The sequence below is a fragment of the Methanobrevibacter filiformis genome, from assembly GCF_001639265.1.
Taxonomy (GTDB): domain Archaea; phylum Methanobacteriota; class Methanobacteria; order Methanobacteriales; family Methanobacteriaceae; genus Methanacia; species Methanacia filiformis.
Genome location: NZ_LWMT01000117.1, coordinates 1 through 23,020, shown reverse-complemented (window position 1 = coordinate 23,020; position 23,020 = coordinate 1). Strand labels below are relative to the sequence as shown.

22 protein-coding genes and 1 tRNA gene are annotated in these 23,020 nt (G+C 27.8%); 16 read left to right on the top strand and 7 right to left on the bottom strand.

The window, feature by feature from the left end; all coding sequences use genetic code 11:
* Nucleotides 1–774: 774 nt before the first annotated feature.
* The gene (gene serA, locus MBFIL_RS03955; protein ID WP_066971698.1) at nt 775–2,346 is read right to left on the bottom strand and encodes a phosphoglycerate dehydrogenase; all 1,572 of its coding nucleotides are present in this window, start codon (nt 2,344–2,346) and stop codon (nt 775–777) included.
* Nucleotides 2,347–2,627: 281 nt separating this feature from the next.
* On the opposite strand from serA, the gene MBFIL_RS03950 reads away from it, so the two are divergent.
* From MBFIL_RS03950 to MBFIL_RS10780, 15 genes are all read left to right on the top strand, one after another.
* The gene (locus MBFIL_RS03950) at nt 2,628–3,431 is read left to right on the top strand and encodes an aldo-keto reductase family protein (RefSeq protein ID WP_245637450.1); all 804 of its coding nucleotides are present in this window, start codon (nt 2,628–2,630) and stop codon (nt 3,429–3,431) included.
* Nucleotides 3,432–4,168: 737 nt separating this feature from the next.
* Entirely contained in the window at nt 4,169–5,077 is a 909-nt protein-coding gene (locus MBFIL_RS03945; RefSeq protein WP_066971696.1) for a peptidase, read from the top strand.
* A gap of 277 nt (nt 5,078–5,354) precedes the next feature.
* On the top strand, nt 5,355–6,380 hold the full coding sequence (locus tag MBFIL_RS03940) for a CAP domain-containing protein (protein ID WP_084266291.1): 1,026 nt from the start codon (nt 5,355–5,357) through the stop codon (nt 6,378–6,380).
* Between the two features lie 152 nt (nt 6,381–6,532).
* A complete protein-coding gene (locus MBFIL_RS03935; RefSeq protein ID WP_066971692.1) occupies nt 6,533–6,844 on the top strand; it encodes a nucleotidyltransferase domain-containing protein in 312 nt (103 codons plus the stop codon).
* Complete coding sequence (locus tag MBFIL_RS03930) at nt 6,837–7,208, top strand: HEPN domain-containing protein (RefSeq protein WP_084266290.1); 372 nt, start codon at nt 6,837–6,839, stop codon at nt 7,206–7,208. The genes MBFIL_RS03935 and MBFIL_RS03930 overlap by 8 nt, the downstream gene beginning before the upstream one ends.
* A 1,122-nt stretch (nt 7,209–8,330) precedes the next feature.
* Nucleotides 8,331–8,645, top strand: a complete 315-nt coding sequence (ahaH, locus tag MBFIL_RS03925) for an ATP synthase archaeal subunit H (RefSeq protein WP_066971690.1) — start codon at nt 8,331–8,333, stop codon at nt 8,643–8,645.
* A gap of 9 nt (nt 8,646–8,654) precedes the next feature.
* A complete protein-coding gene (locus MBFIL_RS03920; protein ID WP_066971688.1) occupies nt 8,655–10,658 on the top strand; it encodes a V-type ATP synthase subunit I in 2,004 nt (667 codons plus the stop codon).
* Nucleotides 10,659–10,899: 241 nt separating this feature from the next.
* A complete protein-coding gene (locus MBFIL_RS03915; RefSeq protein ID WP_066971686.1) occupies nt 10,900–11,385 on the top strand; it encodes a V-type ATP synthase subunit K in 486 nt (161 codons plus the stop codon).
* A gap of 12 nt (nt 11,386–11,397) precedes the next feature.
* Nucleotides 11,398–12,021 (top strand): V-type proton ATPase subunit E, encoded by a 624-nt coding sequence (locus MBFIL_RS03910; protein ID WP_066971684.1) that lies wholly within the window; start codon nt 11,398–11,400, stop codon nt 12,019–12,021.
* Nucleotides 12,022–12,034: 13 nt separating this feature from the next.
* A complete protein-coding gene (locus MBFIL_RS03905; protein WP_066971682.1) occupies nt 12,035–13,189 on the top strand; it encodes a V-type ATP synthase subunit C in 1,155 nt (384 codons plus the stop codon).
* Nucleotides 13,186–13,506 carry a V-type ATP synthase subunit F gene (locus MBFIL_RS03900; RefSeq protein WP_066971678.1) on the top strand — a complete coding sequence of 107 codons (321 nt, stop codon included), beginning with the start codon at nt 13,186–13,188 and terminating at the stop codon, nt 13,504–13,506. Before MBFIL_RS03905 ends, MBFIL_RS03900 begins: the two co-directional genes overlap by 4 nt.
* A complete protein-coding gene (locus MBFIL_RS03895; protein WP_066971676.1) occupies nt 13,503–15,257 on the top strand; it encodes an ATP synthase subunit A in 1,755 nt (584 codons plus the stop codon). Before MBFIL_RS03900 ends, MBFIL_RS03895 begins: the two co-directional genes overlap by 4 nt.
* A gap of 2 nt (nt 15,258–15,259) precedes the next feature.
* Entirely contained in the window at nt 15,260–16,648 is a 1,389-nt protein-coding gene (locus MBFIL_RS03890) for an ATP synthase subunit B (RefSeq protein WP_066971674.1), read from the top strand.
* Between the two features lie 156 nt (nt 16,649–16,804).
* Nucleotides 16,805–17,452 (top strand): V-type ATP synthase subunit D, encoded by a 648-nt coding sequence (locus MBFIL_RS03885; RefSeq protein ID WP_066971672.1) that lies wholly within the window; start codon nt 16,805–16,807, stop codon nt 17,450–17,452.
* 188 nt (nt 17,453–17,640) lie between these two features.
* Nucleotides 17,641–17,790 carry a hypothetical protein gene (locus tag MBFIL_RS10780; protein ID WP_169805499.1) on the top strand — a complete coding sequence of 50 codons (150 nt, stop codon included), beginning with the start codon at nt 17,641–17,643 and terminating at the stop codon, nt 17,788–17,790.
* 22 nt (nt 17,791–17,812) lie between these two features.
* On the opposite strand, the gene MBFIL_RS03880 is transcribed toward MBFIL_RS10780, so the two are convergent.
* The 5 genes from MBFIL_RS03880 to MBFIL_RS03860 all read right to left on the bottom strand — a co-directional run bounded on the left by MBFIL_RS03880 (nt 17,813) and on the right by MBFIL_RS03860 (nt 21,434).
* The gene (locus tag MBFIL_RS03880; RefSeq protein ID WP_066971670.1) at nt 17,813–19,078 is read right to left on the bottom strand and encodes an ATP-grasp domain-containing protein; all 1,266 of its coding nucleotides are present in this window, start codon (nt 19,076–19,078) and stop codon (nt 17,813–17,815) included.
* 72 nt (nt 19,079–19,150) lie between these two features.
* Nucleotides 19,151–19,222: transfer RNA gene (locus tag MBFIL_RS03875), tRNA-Gln, on the bottom strand.
* Between the two features lie 266 nt (nt 19,223–19,488).
* The gene (locus tag MBFIL_RS03870) at nt 19,489–19,944 is read right to left on the bottom strand and encodes a DUF1284 domain-containing protein (protein ID WP_066971668.1); all 456 of its coding nucleotides are present in this window, start codon (nt 19,942–19,944) and stop codon (nt 19,489–19,491) included.
* 66 nt (nt 19,945–20,010) lie between these two features.
* Nucleotides 20,011–20,628, bottom strand: coding sequence for a biotin transporter BioY (locus MBFIL_RS03865; protein WP_066971666.1), 618 nt, complete (start codon nt 20,626–20,628; stop codon nt 20,011–20,013).
* A gap of 77 nt (nt 20,629–20,705) precedes the next feature.
* A complete protein-coding gene (locus tag MBFIL_RS03860; RefSeq protein ID WP_066971700.1) occupies nt 20,706–21,434 on the bottom strand; it encodes a type 1 glutamine amidotransferase in 729 nt (242 codons plus the stop codon).
* Nucleotides 21,435–22,313: 879 nt separating this feature from the next.
* Here MBFIL_RS03860 and MBFIL_RS03855 point away from each other — a divergent pair.
* A complete protein-coding gene (locus MBFIL_RS03855) occupies nt 22,314–22,622 on the top strand; it encodes an AAA family ATPase (RefSeq protein WP_066971665.1) in 309 nt (102 codons plus the stop codon).
* A 137-nt stretch (nt 22,623–22,759) separates the two neighbouring features.
* Here the strand turns inward: MBFIL_RS03855 and MBFIL_RS03850 are convergent.
* The coding region (locus tag MBFIL_RS03850; RefSeq protein ID WP_066971663.1) for a transposase at nt 22,760–23,020 on the bottom strand (261 nt) is incomplete at its 5' end.

The window sequence follows — 23,020 nt, the reverse complement described above, 5'->3', positions numbered from 1 at the left end:
GCTGCAACTAATGAAATAAACATCAGAAATGCAATATACAATACAATACGAACAAGAAATCTAAAAGACACAATATACTAGAAAAAACATAAATAAACATAGTATAAAACCATACATGTCTAAATAAGTATCTCTTAGTCAGTATGCCATTTATCAAAACATGATTCATACAAAAGCACTAATTTATTAATACAAATTTCATAATAAATGCACAAAAACTTAATAAAAAAAAGTTTATTAAAGTCATTAATGCATGAAGTCATATTTCAACACAAAGATTATTAAACTTTACTAAAAAATAATCAACAAAGATAAATCACTTAAAACCCAATAAACTAAATAATAATCCTTATTTTAACTTAATATTACTTCATCATCATAATATAAGCCAATAAGTATCAATTAACTAATCAATGAATTATGGAAGATCTCCTTAAACATAAAAAATTCTTTATTAATTTAAAAATATTACAAATTATCTATTTTTCAACCACTTGGTCTATATGTATTAATAGATATTTTGAGGTTTTAACACTATTGTAAAACTATTAGTTTTTAGTTATAATCTATAGTTATTTATTATTTTACTTTAATAATCTTATTATTTATTATATAATTTTAATACGCTCTAACTGTATTAAAATTGATATATTAATTTATATTTTACTAAATTAGTTTATATTATATTAGATTATTTCATATTACTAGATTAGTTTATATTTATTTTAAAAAATTAAAAAATAGAAAATTAAAAATAGAAAATAATTAAATAGATTATAATGTTAATCCATTAGCATCATGAACATTTTCGAGCTCTTTAAGTTCATTAATCACATCTTTTGGGATTTCATGATCTACAGTTAAAATCATTATTGCTTCTCCACCTGCTTTGTCCCTTCCAACTTGCATGGTTCCTATATTTATGTTGTATTTGCCAAGATTAGTGCCAATTGCTCCAATTGTGCCAGGAATATCTTCGTATTTAGCTATAAACATATTTCCTTCAGGCTTAGCATTTACCCAATAATTGTTTACTTTAATTATTTGAGGACCATGTAGGTCTGTACCTTCTACTGACAAGGTATCTTCGTCAGTTTTAACTTTGATTTTAATAATAGAATCGTATCCTTGGGAATCACATTTCCTACCTTCGGTAACATTGATTTTTCGAGATTCTGCAATTGCCTGAGAGTTAATTGTATTAACTGCTCTGTTTAAAATTGGAGTTAACAATCCCTGTAGTATTGTCCGAGTTAATATGTCCTGTTTCTGGATTTCTGCAAGTTCTCCACAGTATATAATTTCTAAATCTTTTATTTTGCCTTTAACGCCTTGACCAATAAAACTTCCAAGTTTTTCACATAAAGTTAAATATGGTTTTAATATTTGATAAGTTTCAGGATCAACTGAAGGTAAATTTAAAACATTTTTAGGTGTTTTACCTTTCAAAACTTCGATTATTTCATCTGCAGCTATTATTGCAGCATCTCTTTGGGCTTCATTTGTAGAAGCAGCTATGTGTGGTGTTGCAACTAAATTATCAAGTTCTAACAGTTTATTTCCAACTGGAGGCTCTGTTTCATAAACATCAAGTCCTGCACCAGCTATTTCTCCAGATTTAAGTGCATCATATAGGGCATCTTCATCAATTACTCCTCCACGTGAACAGTTTATAATGAATGTCCCATTTTTCATAGCTTTAAATTCTTCTTCTCCAATTAAATGTTTGGTTTCTTTAGTTAGTGGAACATGTATAGATATGAAATCTGCTTCTTTAATCAATCGATTTAGATCAACAAGTTCAATTCCTAATTCTTTTGCTGCTTCTTCTGGAAGGTATGGATCATAAGCTAAAGCGTCCATTTCAAAGGCTTTACATCGTTTTATTACTTGAGATCCGATCCTACCCATTCCAACAACACCTAATGTTTTGTTTCTAAGTTCAGTCCCCATAAATTTACTTTTTTCCCATTTATTCTCTTTTACAGACTTATCTGCAATAGCTATTTTACGAGCAATAGCTAAAATTAAACCCATTGTGTGTTCTGCAACGGTTATTGTAGTTGATTCTGCAGTATTTACTACCATTATTCCTTTTTGAGTTGCTGAGTTAAGATCTACATTATCTATTCCAACACCTGCTCTAGCTATTATCTTTAAATTATCTGCAGATTCAATAACCTCTTTGGTCATCTTAGTCCTACTTCTAATAACAATGGCATCATATTGATTTATTGTTTCTTTCAACTCTTCGGGAGTTATGTCTGTCTGAACAACAACCTCAGAATATTCTTTTAAGTTATCAATTCCTTTTTGATTTATAGAATCTGCAATAAGTACTTTCATTTGCTCACCATAAAAATTATTAAACTATGAATTATTTAAATTAAATTTAATTAAGTGATTAGTAATCTAAAATTATATTACTTTATTATTGGTAATTATTATAATTGATTTAAGTATTACTATTTAATATATTACTTTTATATTATATTAAGATATAAATTTTAATGTATAAATGTATTTTTAATATTTTTAGTATTTTACTTAAAATTAATTTTAGAATAAAACATTCATATTTAAAATATTTATCGGAATTAATTATTATTCTATTAATAATATAAAAGGTGATTAAATTGTTTAAAGAGGATTTAATATATAAAAACAATCATATTCCAAGAATATTACTTGGTACTGCACCATTTACAGCGGAAGGTTATTTTGGTCATCGATCACGTTTATATCAATTAGATTTAGAAGATAATCCTGGAAACATAGCTGAAATTATAAAGAAAGCGAATAATATTGGTGTTAAAGGAATTAATCTTAATACTAATGAAAAACTACTTAAAGGATTTGATATAGCTATTGAAAATGGAGTGGAAATGTCTGTTGTAGGTATTATTGGAAAATCTGACATTAACTACATGTTTCCAGACTATGAAAAGGCAAAAAAAGCTGATTGGGAAGAAGATATTAATATTCTTTCAAAATATAATACTAAAATAATATTAATAGATGAATTCATAACAGATAGCTATGACTTTGAACTCTTAGAAAACATATTAACTGAAATTAAAGATAATGGATATATTTCAGGAATTATAACTTCTTTTCCATTTAAAACAACAGAAAAACTTTTAAGATCCTCAATTAAAGATCTTTTTGATTTTTATATGGTTCCTGTTAATAAATTAGGTTATATGATGGATACTGATTCATTTTTAGATAACCAACGTCAAAAATTAAGTAATTTATTAAATAAGCTTGATAAAAAAGTAATAATTAATAAAATACTTGCTGCAGGAATTCAACAACCCGAAGAAGCTTTTAATTTCCTTAAAACTTTAGACTATGCTGAAATGGTTTCAATAGGAGTATCATCAATTAAAGAAACAGAAAAAGACTTTGGATTATTACAAAAACTTTAAAACGAGGATATGATTTCAATTAAGTTAATTCTCAAGTTATCCTCAAGTTGTCCTCAAGTAATTCTCAAATAATTTAATTATCATGATTTAACATGTTAATTCGATTAATAGAAAACTATTTAAGATAGTATTGACAATATTATTTATTATATTGGTTTATCATAACTAATGTCAACAGTTCTATAATGTTTAATCATTATAAATAATTTTTATAAGGATTTGTGAGGAAAAATATGGAAATTATTGTTAATATTATAAATAAAAATAATAATGTAACAAGTTATGTTGAGTGGCTAGTTGGATTTAATGAGTATAAGGCACCATTATTCATTCCTGTGATGGATTACTAAGGCATTAATAAATTTCAACATTAGATTTCTTATTAACTTGAATTATACTATGCTACTAGTAAATAGCTATATTAATTATTTTAATTTATTAATTCTAATAATTATTTTTTAATTCTAAGGTATTTCTAATTATAATTTTCATTAACAGCATTTTTGTATTCTTTTTTCTATTATCTGGTATATTATGTAGTATTACCAGAATTCATAACATATGTAGTGAATTTAAAATGTTCATAAGTATCATTTAAAACCTTTAAATTCAATTTAAAGTATTTATATATTTTTCATAAGAATTACAAAATAATTATAAGTCACATTTTTTAAGCAATGTACAACAATGTACTATATTTTATATATCTTAAAATCAAATTACTTATAGATATTATGATGGATGAAACCAAACTCTTTTTAAAGGATATTGGGATTTTAAAAGTAGGGTCTGATTATAAATCTAATGTATTTTTTAAAGATGGAGGTCAGTATAGATTTGAAGTTCCTGGAATTCAAAATCCTGAGGCTTTTAATGGAGTTATTAAAGCATTAGATGAATATAGTGTAAATATTCATAGGGTAACACAAACTAAGGGAATCATGACTTTAACTGATAGTGAAATTAAAGAAATGATTGAAATAGCTATCTCAAATAATTTGGAGCTTTTTTTAAGTGTAGGTCCAAGAGCAACTTATGATACCAGTGCTACTGCTCAAACAAGCGAGGGATCACGAATAGCTTATCGTCTTCGAGGTTATAATAATCTTGTTTATGCTATTGAGGATGTAAAACGAGCTATTAACTTGGGTATTAGGGGAATACTTTTATATGATGAAGGATTATTATATGTTCTTAATAAAATGAGAATTAAAGGATTAATTCCATCTAATGTTCATTTCAAAGTATCTGCACACACAGGGCATGGAAATCCTGCTTCAGCTAAGCTTTTAGAATATATTGGAGCTAATTCTATAAATCCTGTTCGTGATTTACAGTTAGATATGTTAGCAAGTATTAGAGAAGCGATTTCTATTCCTTTAGATATTCATACTGAGAATCCTAAATCTTCTGGAGGATTTTTAAGGCATTTTGAGGTTCCTGAAATAATTAAAGTTGCATCACCTGTTTATTTAAAAACTGGAGGTTCAATAGCCAAAAATCATAATTATGATTCTTCAAATGAGAGTTCTTTTAAAAGAATAAGGCAGGTAAGTATTGTTCAAGAAATGATTGATAAGTATTTTAATGATGCAATTAAATCAAGAAATAATCATGCTTTTTTAGCTATTCCTGAAATTATTTGATTATTATTTTTTGAGAATATTTTTATTAATTTTTATATTATTTTTCTTATTACTAATTAAATATATATGTCATTAATTATAAATTAATATTTAGTACATTTTCTAATAAAATTTATAGTTCATTAATACAAATACTATTCATTTTAATGTAAATAAATTTTATTTAACTTTTTAAACTATATTAATTACAACTTTAAACTATACTAATTACTAATACAAAGTTATATGCTATTAAATTATCTTAATTAAATTTATCAAATATTCATGGTTTTTTAAAATGAATTTCAAGTATTTTAAATTATTTATAATATTATTCGTTGTTGTAGGATCCACTTTAACACTTTCGAATCATATAAATTATAGTACCTCGGCTGAAAAGATGGCAGAAGGAGTATTATTTTATATGAATGAAGAGAGGGCGAAATTAGATTTAAATCCAGTTACTATGGATCCAATACTACATAATGTATCTTTTATAAGGGCTAATGAGATAATGATTGACTTTAGTCATACTCGTCCTAATGGATTACCTTGGTTTACAGTATCTCCATATACTTATGGGGAAAATCTTGCAATAGGTCAATCTAGCCCTGCTCAGGTTGTTAAAGAATGGATGGATTCACCTACTCATAGAGCTAATATTTTAGAATATCGGTTCAAATCAGTGGGCATAGCATTTATTAAAAGAGATAATGGAAGTTATTATTGGGTTCAAGAATTTGGTGTTGATAATACCACTATAAAGCTTAAAAATCTGAAAACCTCTTCATCGTCTAAGAATTTAAGTTTTAAATGGGGTGATGATTTACCGTTTTTTGTTAGTGGGTATGAAATTTACAAATATGATTCTAAAACAAAAAAATATAATTATTTGAAGAAATTAATTGGGAGTATTAATAATAAATTTACAGATTACAATGTATCAAGTGGAACTACTTATAAATACTATGTAAGGCTATATAAAACAGTTAATGGTTCAAACACATATGGTTCATTTAATAAAGTAAATGTTACTACAAAACCAAACAAAACATCTATTTCACTTAAACAATCAAGAAAAAAGATAGTTGTTAAATGGAATAAAGTTCCAAGAGCTTCAGGATATGAATTATACCGTTCAGTAGGATCATCTAAGAATTTTAAGCTTAAAAAATCATTTTCATCAAAAGTTTATAGTTTCACTGATAAAAAGCTATCTTATAAATACAAATATTATTATAAGATTAAATCATATGTTAAAGTTAATGGAAAAAAAGTTTATAGTACTTTTAGTAGTGTAAAATATAAAAAACCGATTATGTAAAAGTTTCGCCTCCTGAGAAAGTTAGCATTATATTTTATTATAAAATGCCTAATAATTCCTAATAACTATTTTTCTATTTTTGGAAAATTATAAGTATAATTAGACATATATATGTAATAAAAAATTATGGCATAAACAAAGGAGTAATTTAAATGAATAGAAAAAAATTTGCTATTGATTTTGCAAGTTCTTTAAATCATCCTGAAATAGAAAAAATAATATTATATGGGTCTGTTGCAAGAAATGAGGACAAAAAAGATTCGGATATAGATATTCTCATAGTAACTTCTAATATTGATGATGACTTAAAAATCAGGGACAACATATACTCAAAAACTTTCGACACTCTTCTTGAAACAGGAGAAAATCTTTCTGTCCATTTTGTACACAAAGAACATTATAATACTCATTTAAATTTTCCATTTTATATAAACATTGAAAAAGAAGGGATTTTAATTGGATGAAAGAGTAAAAATAGCTTTTGATAAATCTCAAGAACTTTTAAAAGTATCTGAGCTAACTTTCAACAATGGATTTTACTCTGATTCCATTAATAGACCTTATTATGCTGTTTTTCATGCAGCTAATGCACTATTAATGAAAAAAAGAATATTTGCTAAATCACATAGTGGAACTATTCGTCAATTTGGATTAGAATATGTTATCAATGATAATTTTGATAAGATAATTGGAAAATTTTTTCATAACATAGAACAAGACAGAGAACATGCAGATTATGATTACTCTTTCGAATCAACAAAAAATAAGGCCAAAATAGATTTAGATCATGCTAAAAGATTTGTTGAAGAATGTAAAAAATTTTTATGATTAGAAACATACCTAAATTCTACTTTTAAAACGTCAATCAATGAGAGTGAACAAAAAGATAATAATTCTATTAATTTAGGGTTTATGTTGAATTAACCCTCATTAGATTTCATTGGCTCTGTCAAAAATTAATGTGTTAGTTTCCAAAGAAGATTTCTAAAAATTAAACAATAATCATTAATAATTCATTAAAATTAAACAATAGAATATTTTTAAGCAAAAAAAGTATATAATGGAATAAGGCATATTAATATCTATGAACAATAAAACTTAATCTACGGATTATTATTAATATTAATATATATTCCTATTTAATTCTCTTAAATAAATTCCTACATTTGTATAGATTTTTATGGTCTTATTTTTTTAAATAATAGATTTAAAAATTTTTTCTCAGGAGATTTTTAGATAACAATTAAACATGTAGAGAATATAGGCATATATGAATATGAAAAACATTAAAAAAAGTGAGAAGAGGTAAAATTTTTACACACTCAAAAAACCTAAAAAATAACTCTTTAAACTTCTTCAAACATCAAATCATTTTATTTTAAATATTCAACTTTAAATAATTGTAGCTTAACAAGTATTCCTTATTTTTATTATTATTATTATTATTATTTTTATTATTATTATTATTATTATTTGTTCATTATTAACAACCTGAATATTTTTATTATTACTTTTAATTTGTTAATACTCTTTTATAAGTATAAATATAATGTCAAACAAATGTTTAATAATATTTTATTAATTGAATTAATTGACGTAAGTATATATTATAATCTTTTGCAAATTCTAATTTATATTTTGAAAGGGCTTTTGTGAAATTGGTGAAAAATGATTGCATTTTTGGCATAATTATCTTTTGACTAGTTTTGTGCCTGCAATTATAACTTTTATGGAATTATAAGGATGATAATAAACACCATTTTCATGGATGTTTATATTTTCATCTTTATTCATAATACTCTTCGCAGTATTGTCTTCTATCTTTATTATTTGTCAATATTATGAACAAATATTTACATTTTGTTCAATATGATACAGTTGATTTAAAATTAAAATAGTAAAAGATATATATAATACGAAATAAACCTTTTAATATAATGGTGATTAATCATGACAGCAATATCAGAAGCTATTGCAGCAATAAAAAAAGCAGAAAATGATGCTGATAAGCTTATTGAAGATTCAAATACTAGATCTCTTGAGATAATAGAAGAATCTAAGATTAAATCCACTGAAATCGTGGATACAGCTAAAAATTCAGCTCATGAAGAAGCTAAAGATATTATTTTTAATGCAGAAAAAAAAGCAAAAGAAGAAGCTGTTTCTATATCAAATCAAGCCGCGAAAGATGTTGAAAATATCAAGAAAACGTCTTTGGTTAATGTAGATGAAGCAGCTTCCATTATTGTTAAAAATATTTTGTAGTGTGAGAGAATGTTTCAGACAGCAAGAATGCGTAAACTTAAAATAGTTACATTGAGTCAATACTCTGACCTTATTGTGCGTTCACTGCATGAGAAAGGGAATGTACAGATAAATGATGTTTCAGAACGCATTCAACAAGATTCTGAATGGGCGGAACTTTTAAAGCCTTCTAAGGCTACTCCTTTAACATCTCATCTCTCTTCACTTCTTATGAGAACGTCAGGTATTTTTGATTTATTTACTAATGCCCTTGCCGAAGATCAGGGTATAAAAGGTTTAATAAAATCATTTGTAAATCCAGATGTTCCTGAAAAGAAAGAAGTTGAGGATTTAGATAGTGAAAGCTTGATAAAAAAAGCTGAAAACTTATTAGATGAGTTAGAGCCTAATATTAAGGCGGTTGAAAGTCAGCTCAATATTCTTAATAGTAAAAAAAGTGAACTTGAATCCAATAAAGATTTAGCTAATGTTTTGAAGAAATTTGATTTCGATTTAGCTCTTTTAAATGATTCTAAGTACACTTCTACTATTGTAGGTAGAATTGATGTTGAATCTGCTGAAGAATTTAAGAAAAAATCAGCTAAAATAACTGATGAATTAGTAATTTTAGAGACTCTTGATGATGATAAGATTAATAAAATTATTATAGTTATAACTTTGACAAAATTTAAAGAAGAGGTATATACACTTCTTAGAACCTTTGATTTTGATAAATTTGAAGTTGATGGATTAAATGGTAAACCTAGTGAAATAATCAGTGATGCTGATTCACAATTGAAAGCTATTGATAACGATGAATCTAAACTTTCTGATGAATTAAAAGCAATCGCTAAAAAATCAGACAATGATATTGCTCTTTTAAAAGAGCAGTTAGAGATTGAAAAAGAAAGAAATGAAGTATTTGCTAATTTTGGTGAAACTGATAAAAGTGTTTTACTTGAAGCATGGATACCTTTAAAAGAAGTTGATAAAGCTAAAAACTTAGTTGAATCATCAACTGAAGGACACTGTGTTGTTGAAATTGAAGATATTGGTGAAGATGATAGTGAAGTTCCTGTTCTTCAAGAGAATCCAAGTATTGTTAAACCTTATGAATTCCTTGTAGGTATGTATTCATCTGTTAAGTATAATGAAATAGATCCTACTCTCCTTGTTTTCTTAGTATTTCCTTTTTTATTTGGATACTGTTTAACTGATGCATTTTATGGCATTATATTGGTTATCATGGGTATTGTAATGTATAAAGGAATAGGAAAAGTTAATGAGACTATGGGTAGTTTTGGATCCATAATTATTGCATGTGGACTTTGGACGATTGTTTTGGGATTTATAACTAATGGATTTTTAGGAGATTTCAGTTCAAGATTTTTAGGCATTGCATTACCAACAGTAGTACCTGCCTTTGATGCATTTGTGCATCCTGAGAATATATTAATTGTAGCTTTAGCTGTAGGTATAATCTATACTAATGTAGGATTTATAATTGGTATTATCAATAACTTTAGGTATGGTGAGAAGAAAGAAGCTTTAGGTTCTCAAATAGTTTGGCTTATACTGGAGGCAGGAGCTGTTCTTTTAGTTTTAGGCATGATGGTCTCAGCTATTGGAACCATTGGTATAGTTATAGGTGCTGCTTTACTTATTCTATCTATTCTAATACTGCTTTATACTGGTGGAATTTATGGAATAATGGATATTTTTTCATACATGGGCAATATTTTATCATATGCTCGTCTTTTAGCTTTATGTTTAGCTACTGGCGGAATAGCTATGACGGTTAATATTTTAACTGGAATGCTATATGATATGGTACCCTATGTTGGAATTATCATTGCAATTATAATTTTTATTGGTGGACATATTGTCAACTTCCTTTTCCAAGTTTTAGGAGCTTTCATAAACGCATTGCGTTTACATTATGTTGAATTCTTTTCCCAATTTTTCATGGGAGGAACACATAAATTTGAGAGTTTCAGTGCAAATAGGGTACTTACAAAAATAAAGAGAACTTGATTTATTGTATTCCTATAAAATGATTAAAATTTAGTTTTTAATTTAAAAATAATAAATATAATAAGTAAATATAATAAATAAAATATGAATACTTATTCAATTATATAAATAGGATAATTGTTCAATTATTTTATGATTAATATGAATTATAATAATATATTCAATTTATAAAAGATATTATTTAAATAAAAATAATATAATAAAAATAATATATATTACAATTATAAGGAGATAAAATAAAATGGTAGAAATTGCTTTAGGAACTGCTTTAGCAGCTATTGGTGCTGGTGTAGCAATTGGTTTTGCAGGTTTAGGTTCTGGTTTAGGTCAAGGTATTGCTGCATCAGGAAGTGTAGGTGCAGTAGCAGAAGATAACAGTATGTTTGCTCAAGGTATTATTTTCACTGCACTGCCAGAAACACAGGCTATTTATGGTTTCTTGATTGCTATATTGTTATTAGTATTTTCAGGATTACTTGGTGGAGGCGAAGGTTTAACCACTGGAGCTGGTCTTGTAGCTATTGGTGTTGGAGCATCCATTGGATTTGCAGGTCTTGGATCTGGTATGGGTCAAGGTATTGCAGCAGCTGGAAGTGTAGGTGCTGTTGTTGAAGATAAGGGTATGTTTGCTCAAGGTATTATTTTCACTGCATTACCAGAAACTCAAGCTATTTATGGTTTCTTGATTGCTATATTGCTAATGGTATTTGGCGGTATTTTAGGTTAGGGGGTCCAATAAATGAGCTCTGGGGAAGACAAGATCGTCTCAAATATTCTCTCTGAAGCTCAGGTCAAAGCTGATAGTATTATCCAAGAAGCTGAATTAAAAAGTAAATCCATTACAGAAGATGGATCTAAAAAGGCTGAATTGGAAAGAAATAAAATTTTAGATGATGCTAACAAGCAATCTAAAATGAAATATCAGCAAATAATATCTGAAGCTAAAATGAATTCTCGGAGATTAGAATTAGGGACTAGGGAAGAAGTAATTGAAGAATCATTTAAAAAAGCCAGTGAGGAGTTAAAAAATATTGCTTCAACAACTGATGCTGAGTATATTGATTCTTTAATTAAAATAATTAAAGAAGCAGCTATTGAAATTAATGGCGGAGATTTAATTATCCATACTAAAGAAGAAGATATAGTTAAAATTAAAAACAATATTGATGATATAGCAAATAGTGTTAAGTCTGTCACTGGTAATGACACAAAATTAGATTTTGGTGAATCTATCCAAACTGTTGGTGGAGCTATATTAAAAACCAGAAATGGGGAAATTGAAGTTAATAACACTATTGAATCTAGATTATTAAGGTTTAAAAAATCTTTACGTTCTGAAGTAGCTAATATCTTATTTAACTAAGGAGGGATAAATTATGGCTGATGAATTTACTGCAATACTCAGTACTCTCGGACTTTCAAGCGAAGCATTTATTGCAATATTAATTCTTGTACTCCTTGTTATTGGTGCAGTTGTAGTTGTTATTGTAAGCAGACCAGTATTAAGTATTTATCCTTATTTGCTCCCAGCTGCAAAAGTAAGAGCTAGGAAGGGGAGACTCTTTGATGAAAAACAACTTTCTGAAATTATAGAAGTTGAAAATTCAAATGAATTTGTTAATTATCTTAGAGGTTTTCCAGATTATGCTAATCATTTAGATAATCATTCTCTTGAAAAATCACTTGATATTCAGCTTGCTGAAACCTATGATTTACTTTCAAGAATAGCTCCTAAAGATATTAGCAAATCCTTTGCAGCTTTAGCTAAAAATTCTGATATTATTAATATCAAAAGTCTTTTAGCAGCTAAAGAGTCAAATTTAAATAAAGATGCTACTGCAGATCTTTTAGTTCCAGCAGGTAGTTTATATCATACAATAGAACAGTTAGTGGATGCTAATACGGTTGAAGATATAGTGGCAGGATTAGATGGAACTGAATATAGCTCAGTTCTAGAGGATGCTTTAAATCAATATAATGAATCTGATCTGATTTTATACTTAGAATCTGCTTTAGATAAATATTACTTAGAAAACCTTTTATCAGCTACCAATGTGCCAGACAATGATAATACATTAATATTACATTCTTATATTGGTACATTAGTTGATGTAGCTAATTTGAAATTAATCATTAGGGCAAAAGCAGATAATCTAAATTATGAAAACCTTGACCCACATATGATTTCAAGAGGTTATCAAGTTAAGGATTGGAAATTAAAAGATTTAATGGAATCTGAGAATGTAACTTCTATAATTAATGGTTTAGAAGGTACAGATTACTCTTCAATTCTTGTAGATTCTCTTCCAGTATATGATGAAACTGGTTCAGTTTCTATATTTGAAAAAGCTTTAGATGATTACGTTGTAAAATATGCGGAATCTCTTTCTGTAAGAAATCCTTTAGGTATTGGTCCTATTATTGGATATTTAAATGGAAAAGAAAAAGAAATTAAAAATCTTAAAATTATCGCAAGAGCTAAAAGAGAAGCTGGTTTTCCAGTGTCTGAGATTCAGGAGATGTTAGTATGAGTTCATCCGTTGCAGTAATTGGAGATATTGATACAGTCACTGGATTTAAGCTTGGTGGTGTAAAATCAGGTTTTGTTGTTGAAACAAATGAAGAAGCTGAAAATGCACTAAGTGATTTGCTTAAAGATGAAATTTCAATTATTATTATAACAGAAAAAATTGCAGACAATATTAGAGAATATATTAATAAAAAAATTGGTTCCAGTGTGTTACCAATGATTATTGAGATACCAGATAAGTCTGGTTCCTCTGGTAGGGATTCTGACCCGATGGAAGAACTTATTAAGCGAGTTATTGGGGTAGAGATGGTAAAATGATTACTGAAGGAAATATTATTAAAATTGCAGGGCCTGTTATCGTCGCAGATGGTATGAGAGGAACCCAAATGTATGAAATGGTTAGAGTTGGTACCTCTAGGCTCATAGGTGAAATTATTGAGCTTGAAGGTGACACTGCAACCATACAAGTTTATGAAGAAACAGCAGGTCTTAAACCTGGTGAAAAGGTAGAAAGTACTGGAGGACCATTATCAGTAGAACTTGGTCCTGGAATTATGGGTTCTATTTTTGATGGAATTCAAAGACCACTTGAAGTTATTAAAGGACTAACTGGAGATTTTATTGAAAGAGGGGTTGATGTACCTTCTATTAATAAAGATAAAAAATGGACCTTTAAGACAATAGCTAAAGTTGGTGACATTGTTAAAGGTGGAGATATTCTTGGAGAAGTTCAAGAAACATCTGCAGTTTTACAAAAAATCATGGTACCTCCAGTCATTGAAGGAAAAATTCTATCCATAGTATCTTCTGGTGAATTTACTGTAGAGGAGGATATAGCAGAAATCGAAACTGAATCTGGTGTTAAAAAGGTTCAAATGCTTCAAAGATGGCCTGTTAGGAAAGGTAGACCTTATAAAGAGAAACTCGATCCTGATATACCACTTATATCTGGTCAAAGAACACAAGACACTTTTTTCCCTGTTGCTAAAGGTGGAACAGCAGCTATTCCAGGTCCTTTTGGATCAGGTAAAACTGTTACACAACAACAATTAGCTAAATGGGCAGATGCTGATATAATTGTTTATGTTGGTTGTGGAGAACGTGGAAACGAAATGACTGAGGTACTTATAGATTTCCCAGAACTTGAAGATCCAAAATCTGGAAATCCATTGATGGATAGGACTGTTCTTATAGCTAACACATCTAACATGCCAGTGGCAGCTCGTGAAGCTTGTGTATACACTGGAATTACTATTGCGGAATACTTCCGTGATCAAGGTTATGATGTGGCTCTTATGGCAGATTCAACCTCAAGATGGGCAGAAGCTATGAGAGAAATTTCAGGAAGACTTGAAGAGATGCCAGGGGAAGAAGGTTATCCTGCATATCTAGCTTCAAGACTTGCACAATTTTATGAAAGAGCAGGAAGAGTTACCACAATTGGAACTGAAGATAAAACTTCATCTGTTTCAATTGTTGGTGCAGTATCTCCTCCAGGTGGGGACTTATCTGAACCAGTTACACAGAATACTCTAAGAATAGCTAAAGTATTTTGGGCATTAGATGCTTCTCTTGCAGATAAACGTCATTTCCCTTCAATTGATTGGCTACAAAGTTACTCCTTATATATTGATAGTGTACAAGGTTGGTGGGAAGAAAACACAGGAGCAGACTGGAGAGCTACAAGAGATGAAGCTATGATACTCCTTCAAAAAGAATCAGAACTTCAAGAAATTGTACAATTAGTAGGTCCAGATGCTTTACCTGAAAGTGAGCAATTAACTCTTGAAACTACAAGAATGATTCGTGAAGATTTCCTCCAGCAAAATGCATACGATAGTGTGGATACTTATTGTTCTCCATCTAAGCAATATGAAATGTTAAAAACTATAATCTTGTTCCAAAAAGAAGCTGTTGCAGCTCTTGAACGTGGAGCAGATTCTAAGGATTTAATTGCTCTAAAAGTTAAGGAAGAAATTGGTAGGATGAAATTTGTAGCTGAGGATGAATTCCCTGGAAGGGTGAAAGAAATCCAAGAACAAATTGTTAAACAGACTAGTGAGGTGTAAATATGAACGCTAATATTAAAACTAGAGAATACACCACAGTTTCTGAAGTTTCAGGTCCTTTAATGATTGTTGAAGGTGTTGAAGGTGTTGCATACAGTGAGATAGTTGAAATCGAAACACCAAATGGTGAACACAGAAGAGGTCAAGTGTTAGAAGTTAAAAATGATATAGCGGTTGTTCAAGTTTTTGAAGGAACCACAGACTTAAACACCAAAACCACAAAAACAAGATTCACAGGAGAAACTGCTAAAATCGGTGTTTCTTTAGATATGATGGGTCGTATTTTTGATGGAACTGGTAAACCAATTGATGGTGGTCCAGACATAATTCCAGAAAAGGAATTAGATATCAATGGTGCTCCAATGAATCCTTCTGCTCGTGAATTCCCCGCAGAATTTATCCAAACTGGTATTTCTACTATTGATGGAATGAACACTTTGGTTCGTGGACAAAAACTCCCTATTTTCTCAGGTTCTGGTTTACCTCACAATGATTTAGCTGCTCAAATTGCAAGACAAGCTAAGGTTGTTTCAGATGATACTGATTTTGCAGTAATCTTTGCAGCTATGGGTATTACTCACGAAGAAGCTAATTTCTTCATGAAAGACTTTGAACAAACTGGCGCACTTGAAAGAGTTACAGTTTTCATGAACCTTGCAGATGATCCATCCATTGAAAGGATTTTAACTCCAAAAATGGCTTTAACCACTGCAGAATATCTTGCTTTTGAAAAAGACATGCACGTACTTGTTATTTTAACTGACTTAACCAATTACTGTGAAGCTTTAAGAGAAGTTTCAGCTGCAAGAGACGAAGTGCCTGGAAGAAGAGGTTATCCTGGATACATGTACACTGATCTTGCAGGAATATATGAACGTGCTGGACGTATCAGTGGAAAACAAGGATCAATTACTCAAATGCCTATTTTGGTCATGCCACAAGACGATATTACTCACCCAATTCCAGATTTAACTGGTTATATTACAGAAGGTCAAATTGTTCTAAGTCGTGAACTTCACAGAAAAGGTATTTACCCTCCAGTAGATGTGCTTCCATCACTATCAAGACTTATGAGTGGAGGTATTGGCGGAGAAAGAACTCGTGAAGATCACAGTGGAGTTTCAGATCAACTTTACTCTGCTTATGCAGAAGGTCGTAACTTAAGAGATTTAGTAGCGGTTGTAGGTGAAGAAGCTCTAACCCCGAGAGATCAAAGTTTCTTGAAATTTGCTGATGAGTTTGAAAAGCAATTCATTACTCAATCTAAAGATGAAGATAGAACTATTGAAGAAACATTAGATCTTGGTTGGAAATTATTAAGCTTACTTCCTAAATCCGAACTTAAACGGGTTAAAGAAGAACATATTCCAAAATATCTTCCTACAGAATAATTAATCTTAAGATTACAAAGTAATATAGATATATTATTAAATATATAATGGGGATGATTAAAGGATTAAATATTATTAAGTTATAAATTTTATTAATACTAAAATTTTAACATACTATAATTAATCCTAATATTTTTACCTGTGTAGGAGGTTAATATGGCTCAAGAAACTATTGAAGGAATCAATCCAACACGAATGGAGCTTTTAAATCTTAGAAATAGGGAAAAACTTGCAGTTAAAGGTCACAGTCTACTTAAAGAAAAACGTGATGCTTTAATCATGGAGTTTTTCAATATATTAGATAGAGTTAAAGGAGCTCGTCAAAAAGCAGAGGAAAAATTAAAAGAAGCATATAAAGATTTAACTGCTGCTCAAATAATAATGGGAGATCTTGCTGTTCAAAAATCTGCATTATCTGTTAAAGATTCTGTTGATGTTGAAATTACCTCAAGAAGTATTATGGGTGTTGTAGTTCCTGTTGTTGACTCTAAAATCGATTCAAAAACTATTATTGATAGAGGCTATGGTTTTTCAGATACTTCTGTTAAAATTGATGAAGCTGCTAAAAAGTTTGAAGAATCTATTAATTTAATAATAGAACTTGGTGAGACAGAAAAAACCATTTATCTTTTAGCTGCTGAAGTTGAATCAACTAAACGTCGTGTTAATGCTTTAGAGCATATTATGATTCCAAAATTACAAAATACTGTTAAATCTATTGAAATGAGACTTCAAGAAATGGAAAGGGAAACTTTTGTCCAGCTCAAGATGATCAAATCTTCAATAGAAGCAAATGCAAAATAATTAACACTGATTTCAAAGTTTTTAACACTGATTTCAAAACGAATAAAATCTTCGATTTTTTTCGTTTCAAAATCTCAACATTAAACAGTGATTTCATAAACATACTATTAAAATTATTAAACATTCCTTTTTTTATTTTTTTTATAGAATTATTTATATTATTTATATTATTTAATTTTTGTGTAATTATGATACGTGACCCTATACAATTATATTTCAGAGATCCTGATAAGAAAGCTAAGTTTTTTGTTTTTACTACAATAGCTATGGTACTAACTACTATATTAATAACTATAGGTATGTTAATATTTATTCTACGCCTTGTTAGAGTGATATAATTTTTTTCATATTATCTTTTAATTAATAAATCTTCTCTACATTTTTAGTAATTATATCTATAGCTAATTTTGATCGACCTAATGTTTTCTCACTGGAAATTATAGTTAAAAGGGGCTGATCTTTTTCGATTATTACATTTTCATGTGGAATATCGCAAACATAGCTATTTTTAATATTATCTCCAAGTGTAAAATCTTTATTATTAAATTTTACTCTTTTTTTTGAATAAATGATTTTTTTAATGCAAGGTCTTTGTGGTGAGGGTGTTTCAATTAAATTACCATTACAAGCTTGAATATGAGCATCTAAAAGATTAATACCTAAAGTTGATTCAACACATTCATAAGTTCCCTGAAATCTAGGATTAATCTCTATTATATGTAATTCTCCATTTTTATCTATTATCATGTCTACTCCATTAGATCCTATTAGTTTAAAATAACTAATAATATCCTCACAAACACTTTCTATTTCTTTTATATCATAGCTATTTTCAGAAGGAGTGATATTTCCAGAGTATCTAAAGTCATTTAAATAGCTATCATGTTCAATATTGGAGTTATTAAGATTATCACTAATTATTATACTTTTGCTTCTTTTTTTAGTTGAAAGTAGTGATGAACTAATGTTTTTACCTTCAATGTATTCTTGAAGTATAAATGGAGTGTTTGTTTTTATTAACTCTAGAAATTTATTTTCATAGTCATGATTTCTTTCATTAAATGGAATATTCGATTCTGTATTTAATAACTTTACTCCATAACCTCCAGATCCTTGGAGAGGTTTTATCATAAATGTCTTGTCATCATGTTGTTGAAGTATTTCAATAACTTCATCTACTACTTCTACTACTGTCAACATGTCATTTTTATCATAATTCTCGAATTTGAAAGTTAGAGGTGTTGGGAATTTATTTTTAATTTTTTTATAAAATTTGTATTTATCTTCAACATTTTCTGTGTTTTTGTTTCCAATAATTTTGGACTTATATTTTTTTACTTTATTGTTATCATTAAAGTCATTTGGTGAAATACCAGAATGTAGTATAATATGGTCGACTTCACCCATATATTCAATACCTAACTCTAAAATTTCAGAGGGATGGTAGTTTTCTTCAAAGTGTCCACATGTTTTATTAGGTTTTTGGTTTAAGATGTGCTTTTCCTTGTAGGGTTCTTTAAAATCTAATGTTGAAAAATAGCTACAAGAATATGTTTGATATTTTAATTTTAATGCGGAGTTTACTAAAGGTCTAGTATTAATTCCTAAAATAAGTAATTTTTCCATTATTATCACTAGGATTTTTAACAGTAAAAAAAATAGTCTAAAAATAAATTTTATAAAATTTTAAAATAAGAATAGTCCCGGGTGGAGTCGAACCACCGTCTCCGGGTCCAAAGCCTAGAAGGATTACCACTACCCTACGGGACTAGATGTGTAGTTTAATATATTAATTAACTTATATTTAAATGTTAAGACTTCATTTTTTATCTTTAAATCTTACTTAATATAAATTTTATCTTATACTTTACTAGCAACATTACTCAATTTAGTTTAAACTTATATTTAAACTTATTGATTTATTTTTAATCTGATTTAATAATTTTAATAGCTATTTTATTAATCTTATTAATTTTATTACTCATATTAATTATATTATTAATCATATTAATTTTATTAATCATATTATACTTTAACTATTTTTCTCTTGATTGGTAAAATAAACAACATTTTGCCCATAAACATGTACCACAAACATCTTCAACATCTTTAATAGTTTTAAAATTATTATTAATAATATTATATAAATAATTTATATTATATTTTTTATTTAAATCAATCTTTCCTTTTTCAATAGCTATTTTATCCATTTTCACAATTATATCATTATTTTTTTCAAGCTCTTCTTGAGAGATTGTGTCTAAATCTTTTCCAAGCCCACATAAATTATTTTTTAAATTAGGACAATAATCACATAAATCATCAGGATTGGATTTTACAGTTACGAGTGTATTTTCATCGTTTTTTAGTATATCTAAAGTTTTTTCAAGATTTTTTTTAAAGTCTTCACTGTAACCATATCCTTGATATCCTTGTAAACATAATAAGTGATGACCTCGTAATCTCACAAGATTTGATGTACTTGGTTTCATGATTCACCTGAAAAATATATAAATAAATATAAATAAATGTAATAATAATAAAATGTGAAATATAAATTAATTAACTGTTTTTGGTAATAATGCTTTTGAAATAGCACTTGCTCCAATGATCTTCACAATATCTCCTATTATAAATGGAATTAATCCCATAACTAATAGTGAAATAATATCAGGATAAGCTCCTTGAGTTACATTAAACCAAATAGCTAATATAATTAACCCTGGAACATATATGCATATGAAATTAGCTATTACCATTAATGGAATTATATTTCTAAGTTTTCTGCTTTTAGCATATTTTTCTGTAAGGTATCCTATAAACATTGATGCAAAGATGAATCCTATGAAGTATCCGAAGTTAGATCCGAAAGCTATTTCTAGCCCTCCAGTTGCTCCACCAAACCAGTTTATTCCTATTATTCCTAAAACAAAGTATAATATTTGGCTTAATGGTCCTAACTTCTTTCCAAGTATCAATCCAGAAACTAAAACTGCAAATGTTTGCCCAGTAATTGGAACTGGACTCCATGGTAATGGAATTATTATTTGTGCCATTATTCCAGTGAGACATGCCATTAAAACAACCATAGCTGTCTTTTCAATGTTGTTGGAATTATGAATTCGATCAAAAACATTTTTTCTTTTTGTGTAGTATGTATCTAAATTGATATTCATTTAATCACTTATCTCATATTTTATATTTAATCTCTTAAAATTAATTAAGTATTTGATACCATTAATATTTATTTAAATTATTTATTAATATATATTTGTCTTTCAATTGCATTATGTGCATTATTTTCTATATTATTATTTAGTGGACTTAATGAGTCAACACTATATTTCTTTTTTAATGTATTTAAAATTATATGGTCTGTTAGTTCTGGATTTTTTGGAAGTAGAGGACCATGTAAATAGCTACCTATGAAGTTTTTATAAATCATTCCTTCAGTTTTATCTTTTCCATTGTTTCCATTTCCTAATTTAACTCTTCCTAATGATTTGTAATCATGGTAAGTCCGTCCGCCATGATTTTCAAATCCAATTATATTTTTATTTTTTAATTCAAGATTACTCTCAATGATTATATTTCCAATCAATCTATTTTCTTCGCTTATAGTCTCAATATCAAATATTTCAAGACATGGAATCTTATTTTTGTTTGCATCAATATATGTAGTTCCAAACATTTGATAACTACCACAAATAGCTAATAAGAATTTATTATCTTCAACATGTTCACTTAATACTTTTTGATGCTGTGTTAAGTGTTTTGAAACAATATTTTGACCTGTATCTGCTCCACCACCAATTACAATAATGTCAGCTTCATTTAAGTTTGTTTCATTGTCAATTGTGAAGTTTTCTACATTAACTTTAATATTTCTCCATAAACACCTTTGTTTAATAGCTATTAAGTTTCCTAAATCTCCATAGAGATTTAAAATATCTGGATACATGTTAACAATATTTAATTCCATCTCAGTCATTTATTAAACCTCTCTTATTTAACTAGATAAGTTTTATAAAATAATTTTTTAATTTTATGAATTTTTAAACTAATTAGATATTATTTAAATTATTTAAATATCTGTTTGTTATAGATTTAATATTTTTTCATTGAAACTATTGAAAATAGTGTGAAAATAAGCATTTAAAATTTATTATAAAATTGTCTAATTTAAAATATGGATATATTGTATTAAAATAGAATTATAAAATGAATAGTTTAAGATTATGTTAAAAATAGTTATTTTTTAAGTACTGAAGGTTTGTAGGCTTTATTTAAAGGTACTACAAACCAGTACTCATAGTTAGTATTTATATTTCATACTTGGGGTCATATGGTGTATACAAAGTACTACAACATATACTATTATATTGTTTACTATATAAAGTTTTTCATTGTTTGATAGTGTTCGTATATTTTTCATATAAAATAGTTAATTTTTGTTCAGTTTATATTGTTAGTATTATTACTTGTGTTTTTAATTGCTTGTTTGTTATAAAAGAATGTTCAAATTAAACATCAATATATTTTAATGAATTTAATGTAATAATTTACTATTTAAAATGTATTTTTAGGAGGTATAATCACATCACTGGGATTTTGGAGAAAAAAAGCAATACAACACATCACAGAAATGTGAAAAAGTTATCACATTAAACATATTTAAATACATTTAAATATTTGTTTTTATAAATATACTATAAGTTTTCTTATAAGAAAAAATTGTATATTTTTTTAAATAAATTTTATTATAAGAAAAGATTATATAATTGCTTATATTTTTTCTTATAAGAAAATATTTACAGTAATTAGTTGAATTATTAAAAAATTATCGAAACAAGGAATTAATATGATTAAAAGAGAGTTATATTTAAATGAAATTAAGCCATTTATTAATAAACATTTCATTAAGGTTTTAACTGGAGTTAGACGATGTGGCAAATCAACGATACTTGAACAAATTATCCAATTATTAAAACAAAGAGGAATAAAAGATGAAAACATTATTTTAATAAATTTTGAGCTAGATGAGTATTTTAATATTAGAAACAAAGATCAATTAAAAGAATATATCAATAAACTTGTTAAAAATAATAAAGAAAGAAAATATTTATTCTTAGTTGGCTGTGCAATAATTAATTTTTCAGTTGATGGATGACAGTGAATTTTCTTAGTTGTGGTTAGATTGTAAATTATTTTTTGTAGTTTTTTTTATTTGTTGTCTATGTTTTTCATTGAATATCTATTGAATTTCCAATGATTGTTTTTCATTTAGGTTTATGATACCTTTTACTCTCATGTTTGTTTAAGTAATTTGAGTTTGTGGTTGTGAAGTAGTCTTATATTACTTGCTGCTGCAACACATTTCACTTCACTTTCGATTTTGTCTAGTTCTCTTGTGTTGGCTTGGGTGAAGTCCAGGTTATATTTCATATGTGCGAAAGATCGTTCCACAACTATTCTTCTCTTGTATATTTCTTTGTTTTCAGGGATGTTAAGTTTTATTTCTAGTGCATCTTGATATTTATTTGTGTAAACCGTTATGATCCTATAGTT